This window comes from Octadecabacter ascidiaceicola (assembly GCF_900185015.1).
In the GTDB taxonomy this organism is placed as follows: domain Bacteria; phylum Pseudomonadota; class Alphaproteobacteria; order Rhodobacterales; family Rhodobacteraceae; genus Octadecabacter; species Octadecabacter ascidiaceicola.
On record NZ_FXYD01000003.1, the window covers coordinates 204,128 to 227,197 of the forward strand.

The 23,070-nt window shown below is 55.8% G+C and carries 22 protein-coding genes; 14 read left to right on the forward strand and 8 right to left on the reverse strand.

The window, feature by feature from the left end; all coding sequences use genetic code 11:
• Nucleotides 1-239: 239 nt before the first annotated feature.
• From OCA8868_RS09805 to OCA8868_RS09820, 4 genes are all read right to left on the reverse strand, one after another.
• Complete coding sequence (locus tag OCA8868_RS09805) at nt 240-1,250, reverse strand: nuclear transport factor 2 family protein (protein ID WP_093996405.1); 1,011 nt, start codon at nt 1,248-1,250, stop codon at nt 240-242.
• A 3-nt stretch (nt 1,251-1,253) separates the two neighbouring features.
• Nucleotides 1,254-2,138 (reverse strand): carbohydrate ABC transporter permease, encoded by an 885-nt coding sequence (locus tag OCA8868_RS09810; protein ID WP_093996406.1) that lies wholly within the window; start codon nt 2,136-2,138, stop codon nt 1,254-1,256.
• A gap of 3 nt (nt 2,139-2,141) precedes the next feature.
• On the reverse strand, nt 2,142-3,164 hold the full coding sequence (locus OCA8868_RS09815; protein WP_093996407.1) for a carbohydrate ABC transporter permease: 1,023 nt from the start codon (nt 3,162-3,164) through the stop codon (nt 2,142-2,144).
• A 103-nt stretch (nt 3,165-3,267) separates the two neighbouring features.
• Entirely contained in the window at nt 3,268-4,512 is a 1,245-nt protein-coding gene (locus OCA8868_RS09820) for an ABC transporter substrate-binding protein (RefSeq protein WP_093996408.1), read from the reverse strand.
• A 262-nt stretch (nt 4,513-4,774) separates the two neighbouring features.
• Here OCA8868_RS09820 and OCA8868_RS09825 point away from each other — a divergent pair, with 262 nt between their 5' ends.
• From OCA8868_RS09825 to OCA8868_RS09875, 11 genes are all read left to right on the forward strand, one after another.
• Nucleotides 4,775-5,821 carry an ABC transporter ATP-binding protein gene (locus OCA8868_RS09825; protein ID WP_093996409.1) on the forward strand — a complete coding sequence of 349 codons (1,047 nt, stop codon included), beginning with the start codon at nt 4,775-4,777 and terminating at the stop codon, nt 5,819-5,821.
• 50 nt (nt 5,822-5,871) lie between these two features.
• A complete protein-coding gene (hisD, locus tag OCA8868_RS09830) occupies nt 5,872-7,203 on the forward strand; it encodes a histidinol dehydrogenase (RefSeq protein WP_093996410.1) in 1,332 nt (443 codons plus the stop codon).
• Entirely contained in the window at nt 7,200-8,237 is a 1,038-nt protein-coding gene (locus OCA8868_RS09835; protein ID WP_179214836.1) for an ester cyclase, read from the forward strand. Before hisD ends, OCA8868_RS09835 begins: the two co-directional genes overlap by 4 nt.
• Nucleotides 8,234-8,998 carry an SDR family NAD(P)-dependent oxidoreductase gene (locus tag OCA8868_RS09840; protein ID WP_093996411.1) on the forward strand — a complete coding sequence of 255 codons (765 nt, stop codon included), beginning with the start codon at nt 8,234-8,236 and terminating at the stop codon, nt 8,996-8,998. The genes OCA8868_RS09835 and OCA8868_RS09840 overlap by 4 nt, the downstream gene beginning before the upstream one ends.
• Complete coding sequence (locus tag OCA8868_RS09845) at nt 8,998-10,011, forward strand: LacI family DNA-binding transcriptional regulator (protein WP_179214837.1); 1,014 nt, start codon at nt 8,998-9,000, stop codon at nt 10,009-10,011. The genes OCA8868_RS09840 and OCA8868_RS09845 overlap by 1 nt, the downstream gene beginning before the upstream one ends.
• On the forward strand, nt 10,008-11,009 hold the full coding sequence (locus tag OCA8868_RS09850; protein WP_093996412.1) for a nuclear transport factor 2 family protein: 1,002 nt from the start codon (nt 10,008-10,010) through the stop codon (nt 11,007-11,009). Before OCA8868_RS09845 ends, OCA8868_RS09850 begins: the two co-directional genes overlap by 4 nt.
• Nucleotides 11,006-11,971, forward strand: a complete 966-nt coding sequence (locus OCA8868_RS09855) for a cupin domain-containing protein (RefSeq protein WP_093996413.1) — start codon at nt 11,006-11,008, stop codon at nt 11,969-11,971. The genes OCA8868_RS09850 and OCA8868_RS09855 overlap by 4 nt, the downstream gene beginning before the upstream one ends.
• A gap of 128 nt (nt 11,972-12,099) precedes the next feature.
• Nucleotides 12,100-13,224, forward strand: a complete 1,125-nt coding sequence (locus OCA8868_RS09860; RefSeq protein ID WP_093996414.1) for a cobalamin-independent methionine synthase II family protein — start codon at nt 12,100-12,102, stop codon at nt 13,222-13,224.
• A complete protein-coding gene (locus tag OCA8868_RS09865) occupies nt 13,221-13,889 on the forward strand; it encodes an alpha/beta fold hydrolase (RefSeq protein WP_093996415.1) in 669 nt (222 codons plus the stop codon). Before OCA8868_RS09860 ends, OCA8868_RS09865 begins: the two co-directional genes overlap by 4 nt.
• Before the next feature lie 5 nt (nt 13,890-13,894).
• A complete protein-coding gene (locus tag OCA8868_RS09870) occupies nt 13,895-14,587 on the forward strand; it encodes an RraA family protein (RefSeq protein ID WP_093996416.1) in 693 nt (230 codons plus the stop codon).
• 83 nt (nt 14,588-14,670) lie between these two features.
• On the forward strand, nt 14,671-15,078 hold the full coding sequence (locus tag OCA8868_RS09875) for a serine hydrolase family protein (protein ID WP_143849603.1): 408 nt from the start codon (nt 14,671-14,673) through the stop codon (nt 15,076-15,078).
• Nucleotides 15,079-15,606: 528 nt separating this feature from the next.
• Here the strand turns inward: OCA8868_RS09875 and OCA8868_RS09880 are convergent.
• The 4 genes from OCA8868_RS09880 to OCA8868_RS09895 form a co-directional block, all read right to left on the reverse strand.
• Nucleotides 15,607-16,794: a 6-phosphofructokinase gene (locus OCA8868_RS09880; RefSeq protein WP_093996418.1), complete on the reverse strand. Its 1,188-nt coding sequence runs from the start codon at nt 16,792-16,794 to the stop codon at nt 15,607-15,609.
• An 8-nt stretch (nt 16,795-16,802) separates the two neighbouring features.
• A complete protein-coding gene (locus OCA8868_RS09885; protein WP_093996419.1) occupies nt 16,803-17,834 on the reverse strand; it encodes a zinc-dependent alcohol dehydrogenase in 1,032 nt (343 codons plus the stop codon).
• 12 nt (nt 17,835-17,846) lie between these two features.
• Nucleotides 17,847-19,292, reverse strand: a complete 1,446-nt coding sequence (locus OCA8868_RS09890; protein WP_179214838.1) for a class II fructose-bisphosphate aldolase — start codon at nt 19,290-19,292, stop codon at nt 17,847-17,849.
• A gap of 104 nt (nt 19,293-19,396) precedes the next feature.
• Nucleotides 19,397-20,095 carry an FCD domain-containing protein gene (locus tag OCA8868_RS09895; protein WP_093996421.1) on the reverse strand — a complete coding sequence of 233 codons (699 nt, stop codon included), beginning with the start codon at nt 20,093-20,095 and terminating at the stop codon, nt 19,397-19,399.
• 173 nt (nt 20,096-20,268) lie between these two features.
• Here OCA8868_RS09895 and OCA8868_RS09900 point away from each other — a divergent pair, with 173 nt between their 5' ends.
• The 3 genes from OCA8868_RS09900 (at nt 20,269) to OCA8868_RS09910 (ending at nt 23,070) form a co-directional block, all read left to right on the forward strand.
• A complete protein-coding gene (locus tag OCA8868_RS09900) occupies nt 20,269-21,240 on the forward strand; it encodes a sialic acid TRAP transporter substrate-binding protein SiaP (protein ID WP_093996422.1) in 972 nt (323 codons plus the stop codon).
• 80 nt (nt 21,241-21,320) lie between these two features.
• Nucleotides 21,321-21,791, forward strand: a complete 471-nt coding sequence (locus tag OCA8868_RS09905; protein WP_093996423.1) for a TRAP transporter small permease — start codon at nt 21,321-21,323, stop codon at nt 21,789-21,791.
• A 1-nt stretch (nt 21,792) separates the two neighbouring features.
• Complete coding sequence (locus tag OCA8868_RS09910; RefSeq protein WP_093996424.1) at nt 21,793-23,070, forward strand: TRAP transporter large permease; 1,278 nt, start codon at nt 21,793-21,795, stop codon at nt 23,068-23,070.

Sequence of the window (23,070 nt, forward strand, 5' to 3'; positions counted from 1 at the left end):
TTCGCAATTTGAGACAAGAGTCAAATTCAGCCAACGAGGACCCGCTATGGATTAACGGGCCAAAGCTTCAAATCTGCGTTCAAACCTCCCTCAACGTCACTTCGAAACGAAGCCAAAGGAATCCCCCAACATCATTGCCGCATATCGCAAGAAGCGTGGTCGTGAACTGGATCGGAAGGAATAGCGTTGAGGGCGCCGTGAACGTGATGGAGTATCCCGATTTTGGCAAACTCCACCACTTAGGCTGGTGGTAAATACTCGGTTCCTGCGATCCCAGCCATGCGAGCGAGTACGTCATCGCCCAGCTGCATCAACCAGTAAAGCAAGTCGATGAAAACCCAGTTCTCAGCCAGTTTCTCACCCTCGCGGCGGTAGATATCAATCACACGGAATTCACATGCCTTATCTGTTCCGGGCATCCCCATGAACCCGCCATGTAGTTTGGCCGTGAAGTTCGGCCAGCCAAAGAACCCGCCGTAGTGTCCCTCAGCCAGACGTGCCACATGGCCCGTGGACGAGCGATCGTAGAACGCCGCACGAAACGGACCCGAATGTTGTTTGGCGTAGCGTTCGATCGTGTAGGCCGCTCCAATCCCTGTCGGGCCCCACCAAATCATGTCGTCGTGCCATGTGCGCGCCAGTTCTTCCTCTAAGGGAAGACCCAACTGCCATGTTCCCAAATCACCAATCATCGCATTGATCGCGGCCAAGGTTGCCTCGCCCTCTGCCACGGGCTGCGCGCCGTGCAAAAGCCCACCATGCGTCATCGGGCCGGGTTGAACCAATTGCGCCGCCGTTTGTGGTGGAAACGGGTTTTGGCCCGCCTGCACCATCAGATGGGGGATATCGACGTGCAGCATTGTCTCAGCGATCTTGCCATTCTCAATCCGGTTAAACTCGCAATAGCGCAGCATGGTGATCTTGTTGCTTGGCCGGATGCCCAGCCAGACCGCATCAAACAGCCCCATCAGATGCCCCATGGACACGACCCAAACCCCTTCGCCCACGGTGTTTTCACCCGCAAAGAAGATATCCTCGCGCCGCTGCAACCGCGTCAAGGATCCTAACAACGGACCCCAAAACACCCGCGCTACATCGCAAGCACCATGTTGCTCATAAAACGGATGCATACCGCGCCAGTGCCAATCGGGGGTCGTATGGGCGGCCAGCACGTCCTCTATCGTTTCTGGGGTCGCACCTTTCATGTCCGCGTAAAGCGCGCGCACAACTGCCTTTTGGTCCTGAAACATCTCTTATCCCTTAACAGCGCCTGCTGTCAGACCTGACACGATCTGACGCTGGAAGAACAGGATCAACACAAACAACGGCGCCGTGGCCGACACAACGGCCGCGACCGCAAACATGACGTTGCCTTTGGTTTGCGTGGTGCCAAGGAAGGACGCAATCTTAGGGATCATGGTCTGGTTTTCCTGATCCAGCAGCATCGCCGCCACAGGAAAATCGTTGTACGCCAACAAAAAGCTGAACAGCCCCGTCGTGATGACACCGGGCCACATCACCGGCAGAATAACATGACGGAACGCCTGAAACCGGTTACACCCGTCCACCATTGCGCTTTCATCAAGATCTTTTGGAATATTGCGGAAAAAGGACGTCATCATCCACAGGCTGAAAGGCTGGTTGATTGCGACAAGCACAACGATTGTGGTCCCTAAACGACCCCAAAGGTTCCATTCATAAAACGGCAGAAGATAGCCGGACACCAGCGTGATCTGCGGCATGGCGCGGAACATCAACGCAGCGATCAATATCCAAAACGCATAATTATACGTGGACCGTGACAGCGCGTAGCCCGCAAGGGTGCTCAACGTTAACGAAATCGTCACCACACAAAAGCAAACGATCGACGTGTTCATCACGGCGCGTCCGAATTCTTCGGTTACCCAGGCGCCGTAATATCCGTCGCCCGTAAAGGACCCTCCGGTCTCGACCCTCGTCGACTCACCCGTCAGGGCAAAAGCCCAGTTCGCCTTTGAAAAGAAATCACCCTCTACCTTGAATGACCCCCAAAGGGTCCACAGGAATGGGAAGGCCGCCATAATCACCCAAAGGACCAAAAACCCTGTCAGGATGATCCGAAGTGACGTCGGCTGTTTGCGGGGGTTGGCTGTGCTCATCGGTCAGGCTCTCTTGAAATCGCGCCACGTGCGCACAAGGACGGGGAAAAGAAGAATTCCGACGCACACCACCGTCAAAAGCGAGGTCGTCGCGGCAGAGTTCAGCAACCGCGTCTCCCCACCAAGATCCGAGAAAATATAGGTCGAAAGAGATTGCGCATGCGCTTCTGCACTGAACGAAATCAACGGCTCAAAGACGCGAAAATTATCCATCAGCTGGATCAGCGCCACAAACGTCACAAGCGGCATGATGTGCGGGATCGTCACAAACCGCACGCGCTGCCAGCGGTTCGCACCATCAATCATCGCCGCTTCGTCAGCGTCTTGACTGACCGATTGCAAACCGGCGTAAAACACCACAAAGGCAAAAGGCGCCGCATGCCAAATTCCGTAAACCATCAGCATGATCCACATCATTGGCGTTGATGCTTTGACACTCAATTCGGGGTTGCCTGCTAACGCCTGGATTGCATGCCCCAAAACACCGCGTGCATCGACCATCCAGAACAATACCAGCGACCCGACCAGCGGGGTGATAATGAATGGTAGCAGCGACACAAAAATCAATGGCCCTCTAATTGCGCGAGAGGCGGCGTTCACCGCAATCGCGATCGAAAATCCAAGAACAATCGTCAGTGGCGTTACAATGAAGGTAAAGGTCAGTGTGAAAACAATGGCGCTGTAGAATGGTAGGTTCATCACCTTACTCCACCAGTCGCCCCATCCAGTTGATGTGCGCCAGGCTTCTCCCATTTCTGAAAATGCCAGATGTCCACGGTTCGTGTAATTCTCAAAGCCCACGAAACGGCCCAGCGGTTGTGCTTCACGTAGGGCAAGGGTCTGTTCTTGGTTGACGGATGTCGTCTCGGTACACCCGAACGGCCCGCAGGTCTCTACGACCTCCATGACCTGCTCATGTTGTGCGTGAAAAGACTGCAAAACAACTGAAACGACAGGAAAAACGATTAAAAGCAGCATGGCCAAAAGCGACGGTGCGACGAATGTTAGGAATGTTCGATGGTTCACGTCTTGCCCTCGGTTATCTCGCACGCAATCGTGCTGGCGTTAGTACGTTTCGCGTGGTGTGAGCGGCGCACAACCTGTACGCCGCTCTTTCTTTTTAGGTCGCTTACTGGGTTACAAACCCAGCTTCGACAGCCGCAGCTGTGTAGGCAGCTTCAACATCGGCCAGTGCCTGCTCAGCAGACTCGTTGCCTTGCATAAAGTCAGCCAGTTCGGCCCCCAATGCAGAGTGTAGCAAGCCTTGGAATGGAACCATCGGGTATGGCTTGGAACCAGCAGACACCGCGGCAAGAACGCCTTCGTTGATCGGCTGTGGTTCAAACCCGTCGATCAGCCAAACGGCCTGACCCATGGTTTCGTCGTTCAGCAATGCAGGGGATACACCGTATGCCATAGCTTGGAACGTCGCGGCCGCATCTTCGTCGCTGATGTTCTTGGCCACGGTCCAACCGTCCCACCACAATGTTGTCGCTGGCACGCCGCTGTCACCAACCATCAATGGGCCAGCCACTTTGGTGTTGGAATAGACTTCTTCGGCAGATCCTTCGTCGTCCATCAATACGCCCGTACGCGAGCCCCACATGTTCATCAACGCCACGTTGCCTGCTTCCCATTCCGCAGATGTCGCGTTGGAATCGTGGGTAAGGAAGTCAGGGTTCATGTATTCAGACAGCGCCTTCATCATCTCCAACGTGGCAACACCTGCTTCGTTGTTGATGGAAACATTTGCTGTGCCCGGCTCGAAGAATTCACCGCCGTGGCCGATGTACATGTTGTTGAATTCCTGCGCGAGGTTCCAACCCGAAGCATAGGCACCGCCCAGTGGGCTATCCATGATGCCCGCTTCGCGGATCGCCGCGGCTGCCGTCAGCATCTCTTCGTATGACGTTGGGATTTCCAGACCGACCTGCTCTAGCACGTCTTCGCGGTACACAAGCGTCTGCGCGTTCGCCATGAACGCAATCGCCATCACATTGCCATCGACGGAAATCTGCATGTGGGTTGGGATATCCGCGCCGTATTCAGCAACCAGATCATCAAGCGAACGCACAACATCTTCGTTAATCAGCGCAACAATGGACGAGTTCGCAACAATCGCAGTTGTATACTCAGCCGGGTCGCCCTGCATACCCGGCAGGTTCAAAGTCTGGTGATCAGCTGTAAGGTTTGCCTCTGCGTCCAGACCTTCACATGTTTGGGCCAAAGCAGCCACAGACTGGATGGCAGGAAATTCGTTACCGATGATGCTTAACCGGCCTTCCGCGGTGCATCCATGGCCCTCCGCAAACGCTGCCGCGCCCATTGTCAGGGCGGCAGCTGTGGCCCCCATCAGTTTGGTAAATTTGGTCATTATAGTCTCCCTAATGGTTCAGATCGTATTTAGCTTTTCGTTGGGCGCACTGATTCTAGCGAATCAAGAAACGCCATGCATACGTTTGCAATCAAATGACCATCTTAACCACAAAGCAAGGGAAAAATAGGGCGAGCCAAAAAAAGCCGGTAATGCTGCAACTGCAAAATATGCTTAATGAAATAAGGGCGCAGAAAGAACTTGCGCAGACAGCAGAATCGGAACTACATCTATTGCATACGTTTGCAAGAAAGGCATCCACATGGCCGAAATTCAGCTCAAGAATATTCATAAACGCTGGGGCAGCTTTGTCGGCGTCGAGAACTTCGATCTTACCATTGCGGACCAAGAGTTCCTCGTCCTTCTTGGCCCGTCAGGTTGCGGCAAGACAACGACTATGCGGATGATCGCAGGGCTGGAAGACCCTACTGAAGGCGACATCCTCGTGGATGGGAAGCGTATCAACGACCTTGAACCCAAAGACCGCGATTGTGCTATGGTGTTCCAGTCGTACGCGCTCTACCCCAACCTCGACGTCTATGAAAACATCCGCTTCCCGCTGCGAATGCGCAAGGTTCCCTCGTCCGAGCATAAGGAGCGCGTCATGCGTGCCTCGGCGATGGTCGAGCTTGACGATTTCCTGCACCGTAAACCCGCAGAACTCTCCGGTGGTCAGCGCCAACGCGTGGCCTTGGCCCGCGCCATCGTGCGTCAGCCCAACGTCTTCCTGATGGACGAACCGCTGTCCAATCTCGACGCCAAGTTGCGGGTCTCTACCCGTGCCCAAATCAAGAACCTGAGCCACGAATTAAAGGTCACCACGATCTATGTGACCCACGACCAGATCGAAGCCATGACACTGGCGGATCGTGTTGTCGTCATGTCAGCAGGTGTCGTTCAACAAGTCGGCTCTCCGACGGAAATATACGACAATCCAGCCAACACCTTCGTGGCCAGCTTCATCGGCTCCCCTGCCATGAACCTGCTTGAAGGCACGATTGAGGGCGGCACCTTCACCGGTAAAGACGTCACAATCACCGGCCTCGACAGCACCCACTCCGGCCCAATCACGCTGGGCTATCGCGCTGAAGATGCCGCTATTGGTGGCGATGCTCCGTCCGTGAACGCACCGGTCTATTCGATGGAGTTGCTGGGCGATGCCACAATGGTCACATTCCGTATCGGTGGCACCATCGCGACCGTGAAGGCCGACAAAGAGTTTCGTGCCGCGATCGGCGAAACTGTCGCCGCGACAATTCCCGCTGCGACCTGCCATCTCTTTGACGCCACAACAGGTGAGCGGTTGTAACCCGCTCGACCCGACAAACCTGTAACTGCCACGCCCGAGGAAACCCGCACATGACGATCCGCCATTTGAAAACCGCCCGCTCAGCCGCCGCCCGCGCCGAAGATGATGCCAAAACCCGTGCAATCGTCGAAGCCGGCCTGAAAGAGATCGAAACCAAAGGCGACGCCGCTGTACGCGAGATGTCGGTGAAGTTCGACAATTACGACCGCGAGAGCTACCGCCTAACGCAAGCCGAAATCGAGGCCCTTATCGCCAAGGTCACCCCGCGCGAAATGGCCGATATCAAGTTCGCCCAAGAACAGGTGCGCGTCTTCGCGCAACACCAACGCGACTCCATGCTGGATATCGAAGTTGAAACCATGCCTGGCGTGATCTTGGGGCATAAAAACATTCCTGTTCAATCTGTCGGCTGCTACGTTCCCGGCGGCAAGTTCCCCATGGTCGCTTCTGCCCACATGTCCGTTGCCACTGCATCGGTCGCCAAAGTTCCACGTATCATCGCCGCGACACCCCCCTTCAAAGGCGAACCCAATCCGGCAGTTATTGCGGCTATGCACCTTGGCGGGGCGCATGAAATCTACGTCATGGGCGGCATCCAAGCGATCGGTGCCATGGCCATCGGCACAGAAACAATTGACCCCGTCCACATGCTCGTCGGTCCCGGAAACGCCTTTGTCGCCGAAGCCAAACGCCAGCTTTTCGGGCGCGTCGGTATTGACCTATTTGCTGGCCCGACTGAAACCATGGTCATCGCGGATGAGACCGCCGCCGATGGCGAACTCTGTGCGACCGACCTGTTGGGCCAAGCTGAACACGGCTACAACTCCCCCGCCGTTTTGCTCACCAACTCCGAAAAACTCGCAAACGACACGCTGGCCGAAATCGACCGCCTCCTTGCAATCATCCCAACCGCCGACACCGCTGGCAAAAGCTGGGAAGACTACGGTGAGGTCATCGTCTGCGACACCTATGACGAAATGCTGCACGTTGCCGACGACATCGCGTCCGAACACGTGCAAGTCATGACAGATCGCGACGACTGGTTCCTCGAAAAGATGACCTGCTACGGCGCCCTGTTCCTTGGCCCGCGCACCAACGTGTCCAACGGAGACAAAGTCATCGGCACCAACCACACACTGCCCACCAAGAAAGCGGGCCGGTACACGGGCGGCCTCTGGGTTGGTAAGTTTTTGAAAACGCACAGCTATCAGAAAATCACCACGGACGAAGCGGCCACATTAGTTGGCGAATATGGCTCACGCCTTTGCATGCTCGAAGGCTTCGTGGGGCACGCTGAACAGTGCAACATCCGTGTACGTCGTTACGGCGGAATCAACGTTCCCTACGGCACTGGCGCGCCTTATCGCGAGGCCGCCGAGTGACAACCCATCCAATCCTCCAACCCTTCCAGAGCGCCCTGACAAACGTCACAAAAGAGTCTCGCACAACCATCACAAAGGTGGTCGCACCTGACGCGCGAATTGACCTTTGCTACCCCTTCGGCGAGATCAAAGGCGCGGACCTTTATGACACCCTCTATGCCCCTCTCCTAAACGCGATACCTGATCTCGAACGTCGCGACATGATCGTTCTGTCTGGCACGACCCCTGAAGGTCAGGACTGGGTCGGTTGCATGGGCAACTACATGGGTACGATGACAAAGGCATGGGCGATCAACGGCCACCACATCCCACCAACCGGCCACCTGACCCACATGCGCTACCACGAGTTCTACCGGATTGAAGACGGGTACGTAACCGAGGCGCAAATCATCTGGGACATTCCCGAATTGATGATGCAGACGAATGCATGGCCAATGGCCCCGCAATTGGGCAAGTTCCTGTGCACCCCTGCCCCGATGACCCAAGACGGGCTTACTGCGACGGGCGATGGCCAAGCCACTATGGACCACGTCATCACGATGCTCACAGACCTGTGCAAACATCCGGCCCAAGGCGGCCCCGAGGTAATGAACCTTGAAACGTACTGGCACCCGCGTTTCAACTGGTATGGACCCGCCGGTATCGGCACCGGACGCGGCATCGCGGGCTTTCGCAACTGGCACCAGATTCCATTTTTGCGCGCCATGCCGGATCGCAAACTCGACGCCATGGGTGATCTTATGTCCCACTGGTTCGCCCAAGGGGATTATGTCTGTGAAACAGGCTGGCCTAATATGCGCCTGACCATCACAGATGACGGCTGGATGGGCATCGCGCCCGCCAACACCGAAGTCCTACTACGCTCGCTCGATTTCTGGCGCATGGAAGATGGCAAAATTCGCGAAAACTGGGTTTTGGTGGACCTGCTGGACCTCTACACGCAATGTGGCATTGATGTCTTGGCTCGCATGTCCGAGTTCAACAAGGCAAAGTCCCTCGGACCGATCTCACTACCAGAAAGCCAGTTCTCATGACGCTTCCTCGCACGCCTTCCTTCCGTCTCATCGGCAAACGCGCGCTCGTCACCGGCGCCACCTCTGGCATCGGCGAAGGCTGCGCCGTAGCACTGGCCGAGGCCGGCGCCCATGTCACACTGGTGGCCCGCACTGCGGCTGCGGTCGAGAAACAGGCAGCGGCGTTCCAGTCGAACGGTTGGGATGCAGCGGCGCTGCCGCTCGATATCTCGGACATCGCCGCGAGCGAGGCCGCAATTGCAACCCACGGTCCATTCGACATTCTCGTCAACTCTGCTGGCCTCGCCCGCCACAGTCCCGCAGTGGACACAACCCAACCCGACTACGACGCCGTCACCGACCTAAACGTCAAGGCTGCGTATTTCCTAACCCGCGCCGTGGCCAAAGGCCTGATCGACGCGGGAAAACCTGGCTCCCTCATCAACATCTCGTCCCAAATGGGCCACGTCGGTGGCATCGACCGCGCTGTTTACTGCGCCACCAAACACGCACTGGAAGGTATGACAAAGAGCATGGCCATCGAATGGGCCCCGCACCAAATCCGCGTCAACACCATCTGCCCCACCTTCATCCGCACACCCCTTGGCGAGCAAACCCTTGCTATCCCGGAGCGCCGTGCTTGGATCGAAGAAAAGATCAAACTTGGGCGTGTCGGCGAAGTGGCCGACATCATGGGCGCGACCACCTTTCTTGCCTCTGACGCCGCCGCGCTGATCACGGGAACGCATCTTATCATCGATGGAGGTTGGACAGCAGACTGATGGGCGCGAAGATCACCTCTCTCCAAGTTGCTAAACTGGCTGGTGTCAGCCAATCCGCTGTGAGTCGCGTTTTTTCGGGCGCTTCGGCCAGCCCCGAAACTGCCAAAAAAGTAAAGAAAGCCGCCAAACAGCTCGGTTACCGCCCCAACGTTCTGGCCCGTGCCATGATAACCGGCAAGTCGCGCATCATCGGGCTGATCGTCGCCTACCTCGACAACCAATTCTACCCAGAAGCTCTTGAACGCCTCTCAAATGCGCTTCAGGCGCAGGGCTATCACATCCTGATATTCACCGTCCCCAACTCCAGCGACGGCATCGAAAGCGTCGTGCAAGACCTGCTCGATTATCAGGTCGACGGCATCATCGCCGCCTCGGTCTCGATGTCCTCGAGCCTCACTGATCTCTGTGTCAAAGCCGGTATTCCTGTGGTCTTGTTCAACCGTGGACAGCCCGGTAGCGGTCTTTCGGCGGTCACTTCGGCCAACATGAAGGGCGCGGCAATGGCGACGCAGGCCCTCATTGACGCAGGCCACCAACGCATCGCCCATATTGCAGGCTGGGAAGGCTCTCTTACGGGGCGCGACCGCCAGCAAGGGTTCGAAGAGGCCATGGCCAATGCCAACCTCACCCCTTTCGCAATCATCGACGGCATGTACAAGCGCGACGTTGCCGCCGCCACCGCGCGCGAGCTGATGACAGGCGAAACCCGCCCCGACGCGATCTTCGTTGGCAACGACCATATGGCCTTCGCCGTTATGGATGAAATCCGCCAAATGGGCTTTTCCATCCCTGACGACGTCGCGATCATCGGCTACGACGATGTGCCGCTCGCCTCTTGGCCCGCCTATGACCTCACAACTGTGCGTCAGCCCGTCAACCGCATGGTTGAGGCCACGATCGAAACACTTCTGTCTTCGATCAACGGCCAGGAAACCTATGCCCAAACTATTGAAATAGAAGGACCTCTGATCCAAAGAGGTTCCTCAATACCACCCAAAGGATCATCGCTATGAAGGGGTTTTCGAGCCGCTGGAAAGACTTTCCCGACTACATCATTGGCATCACCAAAGAGATTTGGGAAGACCGTGGTGTTGGTACGCTGCATAAGTATTACGCCAAAGATATCGTCATCCGGACACCCATGGGTATATCACAGGGGAACGACGGTGTGATGGCCGCCACCATGGCCACGATCAACGAATTCCCCGACCGCGAACTCTTCGGCGATGACGTGATCTTCTCTGACGATCCAGAATATGGACTTCTGTCCTCACATCGTATCATTACGCGCGCGACCCACACCCAAAACGGTCAATTCGGCCCCGCAACTGGCAAGCCGTGGACCGTGCGCGTTATCGCGGATTGTGCCGCCAAAGATGACTGCATTTACGACGAATGGTTGGTGCGCGACTACGGTGGGATCGTGCGCCAACTGGGGATGGACCCACGCACCTACGCGGCCCAACTCATCGAGGCTGAAGGCGGGCCCGACGCGGCGTCCAAACCGTTTACGCCAGACCAAGACATCGACGGCGGCTACAACGCACGCGGCAACGACAACGCATGGGGCCAACGCTACGCCGACACCCTGACACGTATCATGAACCTCGACTTTCACACGATACCAAAGGACTACGACCGCGCTGTGAACTGTGAATATGCTGGCGCACAAACCGTTCTGTCCCATGACAGCGTTACCAAATTCTGGCTCGGCCTGCGCTCCTCTTTCCCCGATGCCAAATTCACCATTCACCACCAGATCGGCATGGACGGCGACATGCTGCCACCCCGCGCCGCGATCCGTTGGTCGCTCGATGGCACCCATTCCGGTTGGGGCACTTTCGGCAAACCGACGGGCGCCAAAGTTCACGTGATGGGCATGTGCCACGCCGAATACGGCCCCTTCGCCAACGCAGACGGCCCACAAGACGCAACCATCCGCCGCGAATGCGCCCTCTACGACGAAATCGCGATCTGGAAACAAATACTGATGCAAGGAGCACACCAATGACCCCGTCTGAAATGGAATCCCGCATCGTTCGCTACGGCGACCTGCAACCCTGCAAAACCGCCTTCATCGATGCCCACACCCCCGGCAGCGACCAGAAGGAAAACTTCACGATTATTGGCGGTGGCGTATCTGAGTCCCCTGACCAACACGTCCACATCTCAATCCCCCACGGCTTTAACATCGGTGCTGCCGGCCAGCCGCCGCGTGTGACCAACTCTCTGCACGACCACCACACAGCCGAGGCCTTCTTCGTGCTGTCGGGCAAATGGCGCTTCTTTTGGGGCCGTTGGGGCGACGCCGGTGAGGTGACGCTGGAAGAGGGCGACATTTTCAACATCCCCACAGGTATCTTTCGTGGGTTTGAAAACATCGGCACGGACTACGGGATGATCATGGCCATTCTTGGTGGCGACGATGCAGGTGGCGGCGTTATGTGGGCGCCACAAGTTATTGAAAACGCCGCCGATCACGGCTTGATCCTTGGCGAGAACGGGAAGCTCTACGACACCAAGCGTCAGCAAAAACTCCCCGAAGGCGTCGCGCCCATGCCGTCTATGTCTGACGAGGAACTCGCCAAACGCCCCGAACCGACCACGGCTGAAGTACTTCCCAATCACGTCGCGCGCTACTGGGATCTCATGGCGCTGGCCGACAAGAAACCAGCCAAAGTCCTCGGCGAAAACGGCATCCTGCGCGACAAGCCGGGCTTCGAGGTCGATTTTATCACGCGCGCCTCAGCGTCCGAGGCCAAAGCAGCGGCCAAATATCCCACCGTCCTAATGCCTATGCGCGGCCATTGGCGCGTAACTTGGGACGGCGGAACTGCAACTTTGGCTCCCGGCGATACCATGTCGGTTCCCGAAAACCTCGCCCACTCCGTCGTACCGTCCATGACCGGCGAGGCCAGCCTTTACCGCATTGTTGCCACCGGCGACCCTGCGGGCCTCACGTGGCAGGGCTGATTTTCTAATCCGGCGTAAATCCTCTAACCTCAACAGGTTAGGGGAATAACGCCGAAATTAACCCTACCCGCCCCATACCAGAACCATACCGAAACCAAACCCGACCCATACGCCCCGAAAGGACCGAAATGCCCAAAATCCTAACGTCCCACGTCGGCTCCCTTCCACGCACCCAAGAAGTCGTGGACTTCATCTTCGCCCGCGAAAATCGCGAAGACTACGACCAAGCCGCATTTGATGCCGCGATGACCAAAGCCGTGTCAGAAACCGTTGCCAAACAAGCGGCTGCGGGTATCGATATCGTCAGCGATGGCGAGACCTCCAAGATTAGCTATGCCACATACGTCAAAGACCGCTACACAGGTTTTGACGGCGATAGCCCCCGCAATGCGCCTGCTGACCTGAAAAAATTCCCCACTTTTCTCAAACGCTTGGCGGATGATGGCGGCACCCCGCAATACGCCCGCCCCATGTGTGTCGGTGAAGTGAAATCCAAAGGTCAGGGCGAGTTGGAAAAGGACATCGCCAACCTGAAGGCAGGCATGGCCGAACACGGCATTGAACGCGGCTTCATGAACGCCGCCAGCCCCGGTGTTATCTCTCTGTTTTTGCAGAATGATTTTTATGCGACACGCGAAGAATATCTCTCGGCCCTCGCCGACGCGATGCGTGAGGAATACCGCACGATTGTAGACAGCGGCCTTGATTTGCAACTGGACTGTCCCGACCTCGCGCTGTCCCGTCACATGCTGTTTAACGACCTCTCTGACGACGAATTCCTCAAGATCGCGGGCTCCCACGTTGAGGCCCTCAATCACGCCTTGGAAGGCATCGATCCATCCCGCGTAAGGGTCCATATTTGTTGGGGGAATTACGAAGGGCCGCACGTTTGCGATATCCCCATGTCCAAGATGTTCGACACGCTGATGTCGGTGGGGGCGAACAAGCTGCTCTTTGAAACGAGCAACCCCCGTCACGGTCACGAATGGGCCGTCTTCCGCGACCGAAAGGCGGACATTCCCGCAGACAAAATTCTGGTTCCCGGCGTCGTCGACACTACAACCAATTTCGTTGAACATCCTGACCTTGTTCAGCAGCGCCTAGAACGTTTCGTTGACATCGTTGGCCATGACCGCGTGATCGCTGGATCGGATTGTGGTTTTGGAACCTTCGCCGGATTTGGGGCCGTCGACCCTGAAATTGCCTATGCGAAGCTTGCCGCGCTGTCCGCAGGAGCCGCACAAGTCAAATGACCCTTGTTCTCTTGCCCGGAATGATGTGTGACGGACGGCTGTTCCAACACATGCCGCCCCACCAATGCACCGCCATTTCGCAACATGAAACTGTTCAGGCACTGGCTGCTGATGTTCTCCAGAATACCCCCGAGTTTTTCGCCTTGGGTGGGTTGTCGATGGGCGGCATCGTCGCAATGGAGGTCATACGGCAGGCACCTGATCGCGTCACGCGCTTGTGCCTGATGGACACCAATTGTGAGGCGGAAACTGACGCTGTAAAAGCGATGCGTCAGCCCCAAATTGACAAAGCTTTGGCTGGGCAGCTGGACAGCGTCATGCGAGACGAAATGAAACCAAACTACCTCGCCGACGGCCTGCGCCATGCAGATGTTTTGGACCTATGCATGGAGATGGCTCTAGACCTTGGGCCCGAGGTTTTTGCGCGCCAATCTGCGGCATTGCGTGACCGTCCAGATCAGAAGAAAACTCTTGAAAACTGGGACAAACCCACGCTGATCCTTACCGGAGCACAAGATCGACTTTGCCCCCTGCATCGCCACGAATTGATGGCCGAACTGATGCCTCAAGCAACGTTAACAATCATTCAAGACGCCGGGCACCTTCCCACACTGGAACGCCCCAATGAAACCCGTGCCGCGCTAGAACGTTGGCTAGAGGAGTAATTCACATGCAAGCCTCACTACATAAGCTGCTGACCTCGGTAGACACCCCAACGGTCTGCAATGCGATCGAAGTGGCGCAAGGCAAGCGTGGCTTTAACGATTTCACACGTGGTACGATGCTGATCAACGAGCCGACCGGAGTGGTCGTCGGATATGCCAGCACCGCTAAAATCGCCGCTGTCGCCCCGCCATCAGAACCACCCGAAACCGTGCGCGCGCGCCGCATGGCCTATTACAAGCAAATGTCCGAGGCCCGACAGCCCGCAGTCTGCGTGATCGAGGACGAGGATTTTCCAAATGCGATCGGTGCGTACTGGGGCGAAGTAAACACGACGATCCATAAAGGATTTGGCGTGGCAGGTACGCTGACCAATGGTGCCATGCGCGACTTGGGCGATATGGCACCCGACTATCCGGTGGTAGCAGGGTCAATTGGCCCAAGCCACGGCTTTGTTCATGTGACCGAGCTGAATACTCCGGTCCAGATTTTCGGGCTAACAGTCAACTCCGGCGATCTGGTGCACGCAGATCGACACGGCGCTATTGTGATCCCACCAGAGGTTATCCCCGATCTGGAATCCGCTATCTACAAGATGCAGGAAACCGAACGATTGGTCCTTGATCCCGCACGCGAGCCCGGCTTCGATTTCGCCGCCTTTGAGGCTGCTTGGGACGCGTTTGAAAAGGCGCGGACTTGAAGGTTGATAGAGACTTGTCAGCGCTACCCGCCCTCTGAGTGCAACGATCAATAAAAACATAGTGGGCCAAAGTGTTCCGACCCATGCAAAGTCAGATCTGTGGGCCTCTTGGGTTGACGGGCACGGCCGTAATGCAGGGAGCTGACGTCGGGCTACCGTTTTATCACGAAGGCATGGGTCTGAACGTACCGCAAATCCTAGCCAGCATGGGACCGGATGGTGGCATCGTCTCAACACTGGATGAAGTGCTGATCTTCCTGCGCGCCTTCACCGAAGGGCAGCTTTTTGACCTCAGGAACATCCCCCTCATGCAGCAGTGGAACAGGCTCTTTTATCCGCTTGAGTATGGATACATCTCGGGCAAGCATTGGGACCTTTTATCGGCCTTTCTTGGGCTGCGCTCACGCCCGTTCCAATTTAGACGTATAGGGACCAATATGGGGACGGAAGGTACTCTCTCAAAACACAGACCACTCAATACGCCTGATTAACTAGGCGCAAATGATTCATTCTGGGTGAATTGTGGAACATCACGAATCTTTGACTCTTATGCGGGCAAAAACTTCAGGAAAGCTGGAGTTCGCATCATACAATTCTGACCCAAACGTCAAGCATTTCTGACATAAAAAGGAAAGTAACCCTTCGTCGAAGCTGCGGCGAATGCCAGAAACGAGCCCAATGTACCGGATGCTGCGTAACGTTCGAATGACCGCTATTGATGGAAAATCCTATCATGGTTGCATGTGGAAAAACTCATGCTGGAACGCGAGGGACTGCTATGTGCTAACTAGAAATGCGGCGCTTCCGGCATTTCCGCACGCGGTCTCGAGCTGAATTTACGGAATGCGCCAGCCAACCAGAAAACTATAATCAACTTTCTTACGCAAATATATGAATCCTGTTGAACAGGGTGCTGAAGCAGGAATTTGTAGGCGCCCATCAAGCGCACTTGAACGCAGCACAACAAGAGCAATCAAGGTTGTTCATACATTTGTTAACATTGCAGTGCCCGATCTCAATCATGAATCGGTTCTAATACCATGAAACAAAGGCGAGACTTCCCCAATGATTGAGCGAGCCATGGTCGCAAAATTCAAACCGATGGCAAATTCATCATCTTGATCAAAAAATGCTTTTGGTAACGGTGTTCGGCCAATACCTTCCTTGGTGGGTTGCCAACCAAGGTGTAGGTCCTGTGCGATGGTGAGCATCTTGGCTCCATCTTCTGGCCGATCGAAAAGATCGGTTGTCGCACGTCCCGCGCGCAGAGCCAGTTCGAAATCGACCTCAGACACGCAAGAGGTTAACGCCCGACCGAGACTGCCAGGCCGCAGGCAACGTGCCTGCAGACCCAATTGCTTCCAGATAAGCTGGGCTAGATAGTTTCCTGTGCCCGTTGATAGGGAATACATCGTGCGCCCGAGGCTGTCTGTCGGGCCATCCTGCACGTTTTGGCCAAGAACCGTTCCGTCAGGAGCGGTCAGCACTTCATTCGTGACAATGAAAACCCGCCCCAGATCACGGTGCAATTCGGAAACACGTTTGAGCAAAGCAGCTTCGTCCACCGGGCGTTCCGGGATCAATACGATATGGGGCGCATCCGCGTCAGCCTCTTTCAACAACACAGAGGCCGCAGCAAGCCAGCCAGTGTCGCGCCCCATAGTTTCAAGGATCGTGACATCATCAAAAGTTTGCATGGCGCGAAAATCGAAATCGAAATCGCGTGTCGCTAGTGCCACAAACCGGGCCGCACTTCCGTATCCGGGCGCAAAGGCGGCACCGGGCAGATCGTTATCAACGGTCTTGGGTGCGCCGACAATGTTCAGATCAACAGAGCGGGAGGCTGCAAACTCCGCTAGTTGGTTCAAGGCATGCATAGTGCCATTGCCGCCGATGCCGAGAATATGGCGTGCGCCCTCGGCCTGCATGACGTCTAGCACGGCCGACAAATGCGCCTCGGTCACCTTCGTCCGGCTGGACCCAAGCAGAGCGCCGGGCGTCCGAGCCAGTCGGGCACGGTCGTCAGCGGCAGATGGTGCGGTCAGATCGGTAAGATTGATTGGCGGGGTTGTGGCGACATGCTCCAAACTGTGTCTGAGGCCGAAGACATTGGAAAAGCAGGGGTGCGCTGCATCCAGCACGCCAGACAACGTAGCGTTAATTACTGCAGTCGGCCCACCGCCCTGAAACACAAATAGTTTTTCCATCTCAACACTCAAATCGGTTTGATCAGGATTTTTGCGGTCTCGGTTCCTCGTTCCACATCGACGATTGAGGCGGCCAATTCGGAAAGCGGTCGAATGGAGGAGATCAGGCCTTCGAGGTCCACATCGCCACGCTCTTGCATGGTCGTCAGCATATCAAGCGTGTCACGAAACTCTGAACGCGTGCAGACTCGGCTCCCGATCAGGGACAGCTCTTTGATAATGCAGCGGGTGATGTGGATTTGGCTGTGCCCTTCACTGGGAAAGCCCAACGTAACAATCCGGCCCTGAACCGAAGCGGCTTGCGTTGCGGTCTCAAACCCACCTGTCGTTCCTGATGTCTCGACGACCAGATCGAACCCCTCGCCATTACTGGCTTTGGCCAATTGGTCGAGTGCGCCTATTTGACTTGGATCAATCGCGGAGATTCCCAAGGCGTCTGCCACAGCGCGACGCTTGGGGTTCGGCTCTGATATTTGCACCGACCGCGCGCCCATATAATGGGCCGTCAGCGCACAATAGAGTCCAATGGGTCCGGCACCGATGATCAAAACACGATCAGATTGGGTGATTAGCCCGCGATTGAGTGAGTGCGTGGCGATGGAAAACGGCTCTGCCAAGGCAGCGGTTTCGTCCGACAATGTGTCAGGGATAGGAAAGACACACTCGGCGGGTACCACGACGTGTTCGGCAAAACCGCCATCTTGATTGACACCGATCACGATCAAACGTTCGCAGACATGCGACGCGGCCCGTTTGCAGGCGGTGCAGGTGCCACAAAATTTCAACGGTTGGATTGCGGCACGAATGCCGTGCTCGATCCCACTCACCCCCTCGCCAAGCGCTGCGACTCGTCCTGAGAATTCATGCCCGGGGATAACTGGCGTACGGGCAATGGGATTGGTTCCGTTGAAGATGTGCACGTCCGAGCCGCAGATACCGGTGAAGGAAACCTTGATCAGAACCTCCCCTGGACCGGGGATCGGAGCGTCCGTTTCCTCTATATCAATGACTTTCCATGATTTGAGAACTGCAGCTTTCATCAAGTCCCCCAATTAATCGGCCAGATCACGGATTAGGGCTTCGTCGCCACTGCGTTCTTTGGTGACGTCGGCCCCGCACCACGCCGCTGGTGCATGGGCAATTGTGTCGGCAACAAGTATTTTGGTGTCAGCGATGTTAAGCGCCGTGAAATAGGCAGCGGCCCTGTTGCGAACGTCTGCGCGAATATCGGCGTGAACCGCCGTCGCATCCCACCAGTCGCGTTTGAACGGTCCGATAGGATAGCGCCGCGCATGATGTAGGAATTGCGCTTCGCTCCAGTCAGGTTTCCACTCATCGGCAAAGTTTTCTTTCAACCAGTCATCCGCTTGTGTCACCAGCTCCTGTGGCAGATGCGCATAGACCGCATTCAGAAAGGCGGCAGCCAGGTGCACTTCGATGCAGTCCGCATCGGGCAATTGCGCTATCTTTTCCATCGACAGCATTGAGGCCCCGTGCTGCACACATCCGGCCAAGCCACCATTGGCACGGCATGCGCCAGTCAGGTCCCCGATCAGCGCGAAATCAACATTCATGTCCCCGAAACTACCGTCTGCCAGCACATTGCCGCCATGGCGGGTTCCCGACTGGATCGACAGTTTGGACAACCCCGCGATATCAGGACCCAGCATCGCAGTGACCCCACTCAGATAGGCATCGACCTCTGCCACGGTTGAGTTTTCGTCGCCGACTTCTCCGATCTCGCCCCCGAGCGAGATAGTCACACCTTCCGGTTCCAACGCGCGGGTATGGCGGGCCAGTTCGGCAGTCAGTTCGATGTTCAGTCGCTGTTGTTCCGCCTCGGTCGGCCAAGACAGGTCCACAAGGGTCGAGCAATCAATGTCAATATTGTAAAAACCAGCACCGATGGCTTCGGTGATGAGGTCTTTGACCGCACCAACTTCGGCTTGCGGGTCTTTGGCGTAGCGCGAAGCCGAAATCTGAAAGTGGTCGCCCTGTAAAAACAGGGGCCCTGTATGGTTTTCGGCGATGGCCGCGCAAAGAATGGCTGTGGCGTATTCCCGTGGCCGCTGACCAGTGAAGCCAATTTCACCGCGCGACAGCTCAAAGATTGCAGCGCCGACATTTTGGGTCTGCATCGCCTGAAACACCCCACGTGCGGACTCAAAGGCAACCGCACGCATATTCATAGCGGGAACGGTCATGGCCGTGACGTCGTTTCGCCCTATCCCCCGATATAGATCCTCGATTGAAGCTGGAAATATGCCAAGCGACGATGCGATCTGCCACGCCAGCCGATGTGCGGCAAGTGCTGCGTCTGGCGTCCCAAACGCCGCAATCTCTGACAGGGCCCCTATATTGACGCGCAAAGCAGCAGGAGACGTCACCTTGATGCCAGCATCACCAAATTCAATCGCGCTCGCCAAAGCCGCAGCACCTTTGGTTGCCTGCCCGCTGACATGTGGTCCGAATGACTTGGGAAAATCGGGAAAAATCATTTGAGGGGCAGCTCCAGCCAATTGAGTTTTCAGCACCTTGATATAAAAAGTATACCAAAAGCAAGGGAAAATCATTTAGCCTGGCAGGCGCTTTGGGTTCTGAACTAGGCCCCGACTGAAAAAGACGCCCTTATCCGCTCTTCGACCGAGATCAAATGGGTCGCCATCGCTTGGTCTGCCGCATCCGGCTGACGAGCTGAAATAGCGTTGTAGATGGTTTGATGGTGTTTCATCGCACGTTCAGCACTGCCCGGCATCGCCAAAGTCACCTTACGATTGTCGATCAGCCACTTGAGGATCGCTTCGACGATGGTGGGCAGCAAAGGATTGCCGCTCATTCGGGCAATAGTTTTGTGGAATTCGGAATCCGTGCGCCAGAATCTTTGCAGGTCCCCGAGCGCGGCTACATTTTCATCAAGCCTTTCTTTTAATTCAGAAATTTGTTCTGGCGTTGCCTCTAACGCGAGCTTTCTAACGAGGGCGCATTCCAATATCCGCCGCAACTCCATCAGGTGGAAAAGGTTATCTTCCTTGCGCAATGCCAGACGCGCTAGGACGTCAATTTCTCCCAGAACAATGTCGAAGTTCGGTTCAACGACCCGCGGTCGTCGCCCGCTCCCAAGTTCAATGAGGCCACGCTTTGACAGTGAGAATAGCGCCTCACGGATCGACGGGCGACCGACACCGAATCGTTCCATCAGATCCCGTTCGGGCGGCAATGCTTCGCCCGGTTTGTGAATACCTTCCGCGATTTCCTCGGATAGGGCCTGTTCGACTTGTTGGTATAATTTTTGTGGTTTCATTCCTCAAAAGTGCAATGTTTTCCGCCTATGATCAAGTCAGCATTACAGTCAGAGTCTCGTGCAGCGCTACAGGTCGGTGGTTCAGTGCGAGGCAAATCGGGGATTTATGTTGACAGATGTCATTTTGGTATAAAAGGTATACGGAAATACAATCGATTCATGGGAGGATCACAATGAACAAGTTTACCACTCTAGTGGTGTCTGCGGGGGTCAGTGTCGTTGCGACGACCGCCACTTTTGCCGACACGCTGAAACTTTCGCTTTCGTACGAGCCGAGCTCTGCACATCACCAATGGGCTGATTGGGCTGCTGAAGAAATTGCAACGCGCACCGATGGCCGTCACACGGTTGATGTTTTTGGGTCCGGTCAGCTGGGTTCCGAACGGGACGTTGAAGAAAGCCTGACCCTTGGCACAGTGGATATTGGTTTTGTCGGCGCGGGCCATATGGCACAGCGTTACGAGCCAATCTCGATCCACTTGGCCGCGTTCCTGTGGCGCGATCTGGATCATTTCCTCGCGTATCCAACCAGCGAAACCTACCGCGAAGTGACCTCAGGCTATGAAGAGGCTTCGGGCAACACAGTTGTCGCAATGACCTATTTCGGCCAGCGCCACGTCTCTGCGAACGAGCCCCTTTTGACGCCGGCCGACTTCGAAGGTCTGAAGATGCGCGTGCCACCGGTTCCGATCTACATGGTGTTCCCCGATGCAGTGGGTGCCAATTCGACACCGGTTAACTTCTCTGAACTCTATCTCGCCCTGCAACAAGGCGTGGTCGTGGCGCAGGAAAACCCTCTACCAACAATCCAAGCCAAGCAGTTTCATGAGGTTCAGTCGGACATCATGCTGACTGGCCATATGACAGACGGTTACTACACTTTGGTTGGCGGACCGACTTGGGCACGTCTGTCGGAAGAGGATCAGGGCATCATTTCCGCAGTCTTGCAAGAGGCCGCTGCTGGTGCATCCGCCGACATTATCCAGTCTGAAAAGGACCTTGTTGATTGGTTCCATGAACAGGGCACTAACGTGCATGAAGTCGACCGCCAGGCGTTTTCTGACATCGTAAAGCCTGTCATTCTGGAAGGTGACTGGCCGTGGGAAGCCCGCCAGATCGAAGAACTTCTTGCCCTTGGGCAATAAGTTGGCCCATTCATAAAACACCAAAGGCCCGCGCAAGTTTATATTGGGCGGGCCTTTTTTAGCTACAACGGGGGTGCAAAATGAAGCGGTTTGCCAAAATCGATGAGCTGGCCATGTGCCTTGTGTTGTGGGCGCTGTTTCTGGTTGTCGGGCTCCAGTTTTTCACACGGTATGTGTTGAACGATTCACTTGGCTGGACGGAAGAAATCGCACGCATGTTGTTGATCGTGCTAACTTATGTGGGCGCTGTGGTCTGTGCGCGCAAACGCAGCCACATCCGGGTTGATTTGATTATTGAAATGCTCCCTGAAAAAATACTCAAGACCGTCGTGCGTGGGATTGATCTGCTGAGCGCCGTGTTCTTTCTGTTCCTCAGCTGGACGGCGATGCAATTCGCGCTCGTCACTCGGCTGCGGATGAGCAGCATCGAAATCCCAAAGAGCATTATCTTCTGGATTTGCGCAGTCTCTCTGCTTTTCATGGCCTTTTACTACTTCGTTCACGCCGTGAAGGGCGATGAAGGCAAATCCGCTATCAGCAAGGGTATTTGAAATGGCCGCAGGTTTACTAATAGTTGCCGTCACTATGATGATCGTTTTGGGTATTCCTGTCGCTGTGTCTATGGCGCTGGGGTCGGTCGTCTTCGTTCTGCTGAACGGCACACCATCGGTCGTTATTATGCACCAGATGGTCAGCGGCATCGACAGCTTCCCGCTGCTGGCTATTCCGTTCTTCATTCTGGCCGGAAACCTGATGAATTCGTCGGCGATCACCGACCGAATTTTTGACTTTGCATCCAAGTTGTTCGCTTGGGCGCGCGGAGGCATTTGCTACGTCAATATCGTGGCCAGCGTAATCTTCGCTGGCATGAGCGGCGCCGCAGTGGCCGACGCAGGCGGCTTGGGTGCAATCGAGATCAAGGCGATGCGCGATCGTGGCTATGGTGACCGTGTGTCTGTGGGTCTGACGGCAGCCAGTTCCATCATCGGACCGTTGATCCCGCCTTCTTTGCCAATGATTATTTTCGGGTTTGTCGGCGATGTTTCGATAGGTCGGTTGTTCGTGGCCGGATTCATTCCCGGCATCGTCATGGCGCTGTGTCTTGCCGCTATGGTGCGCTGGATCGCCCACAAACATGATCTGCCACGCGACGGGGATTTCGCATGGTCCACGGTCGGCACCTCGTTCAACAAAGCTTTCTTGTCGCTCCTGACACCGATTATCATCGTCGGCGGCATTCTGGGCGGCATTTTCACCCCGACCGAGGCCGCGATTGCGGCGGCGGCTTACGCTCTGGTTCTCGGCGTGGTGGTTTACCGCACGCTCAGTTTCAAAGATATCTGGGATGTGTCGCGAGCCTCTGCTGAGATGACCGCGTCGATCCTTTTCATTGTCAGCGCCGCCAGTCTCTTTGCTTGGATCATCAAGACGGAGCGCGTCGCCTATGATTTTTCCGCAGCGCTTTTCGGGTTCACCGATAATGTTATCGTGATCCTCCTCTTGATCAATTTGCTGCTGCTAATCGTCGGGTGTTTTCTGGATGCGATTGCCGCGATCACCATTCTGACGCCGATCCTGTTGCCTGTGGCCGTGGCCGCTGGCGTTGATCCGGCGCAATTCGGCGTGATCATGGTGTTGAACCTCATGATCGGTCTGTTGTCGCCGCCGTTAGGTATCGTTCTTTATGTTCTCAGTTCGGTCAGTGGCGTTTCAATGCGCGACACGATCTTAGGCACATTGCCCTTTATGATACCGCTTCTGGCGACGTTGTTTATTGTCACATTCGTTCCGGCTGTGTCACTTTGGCTGCCCAATCTATTGGGTTTTTAA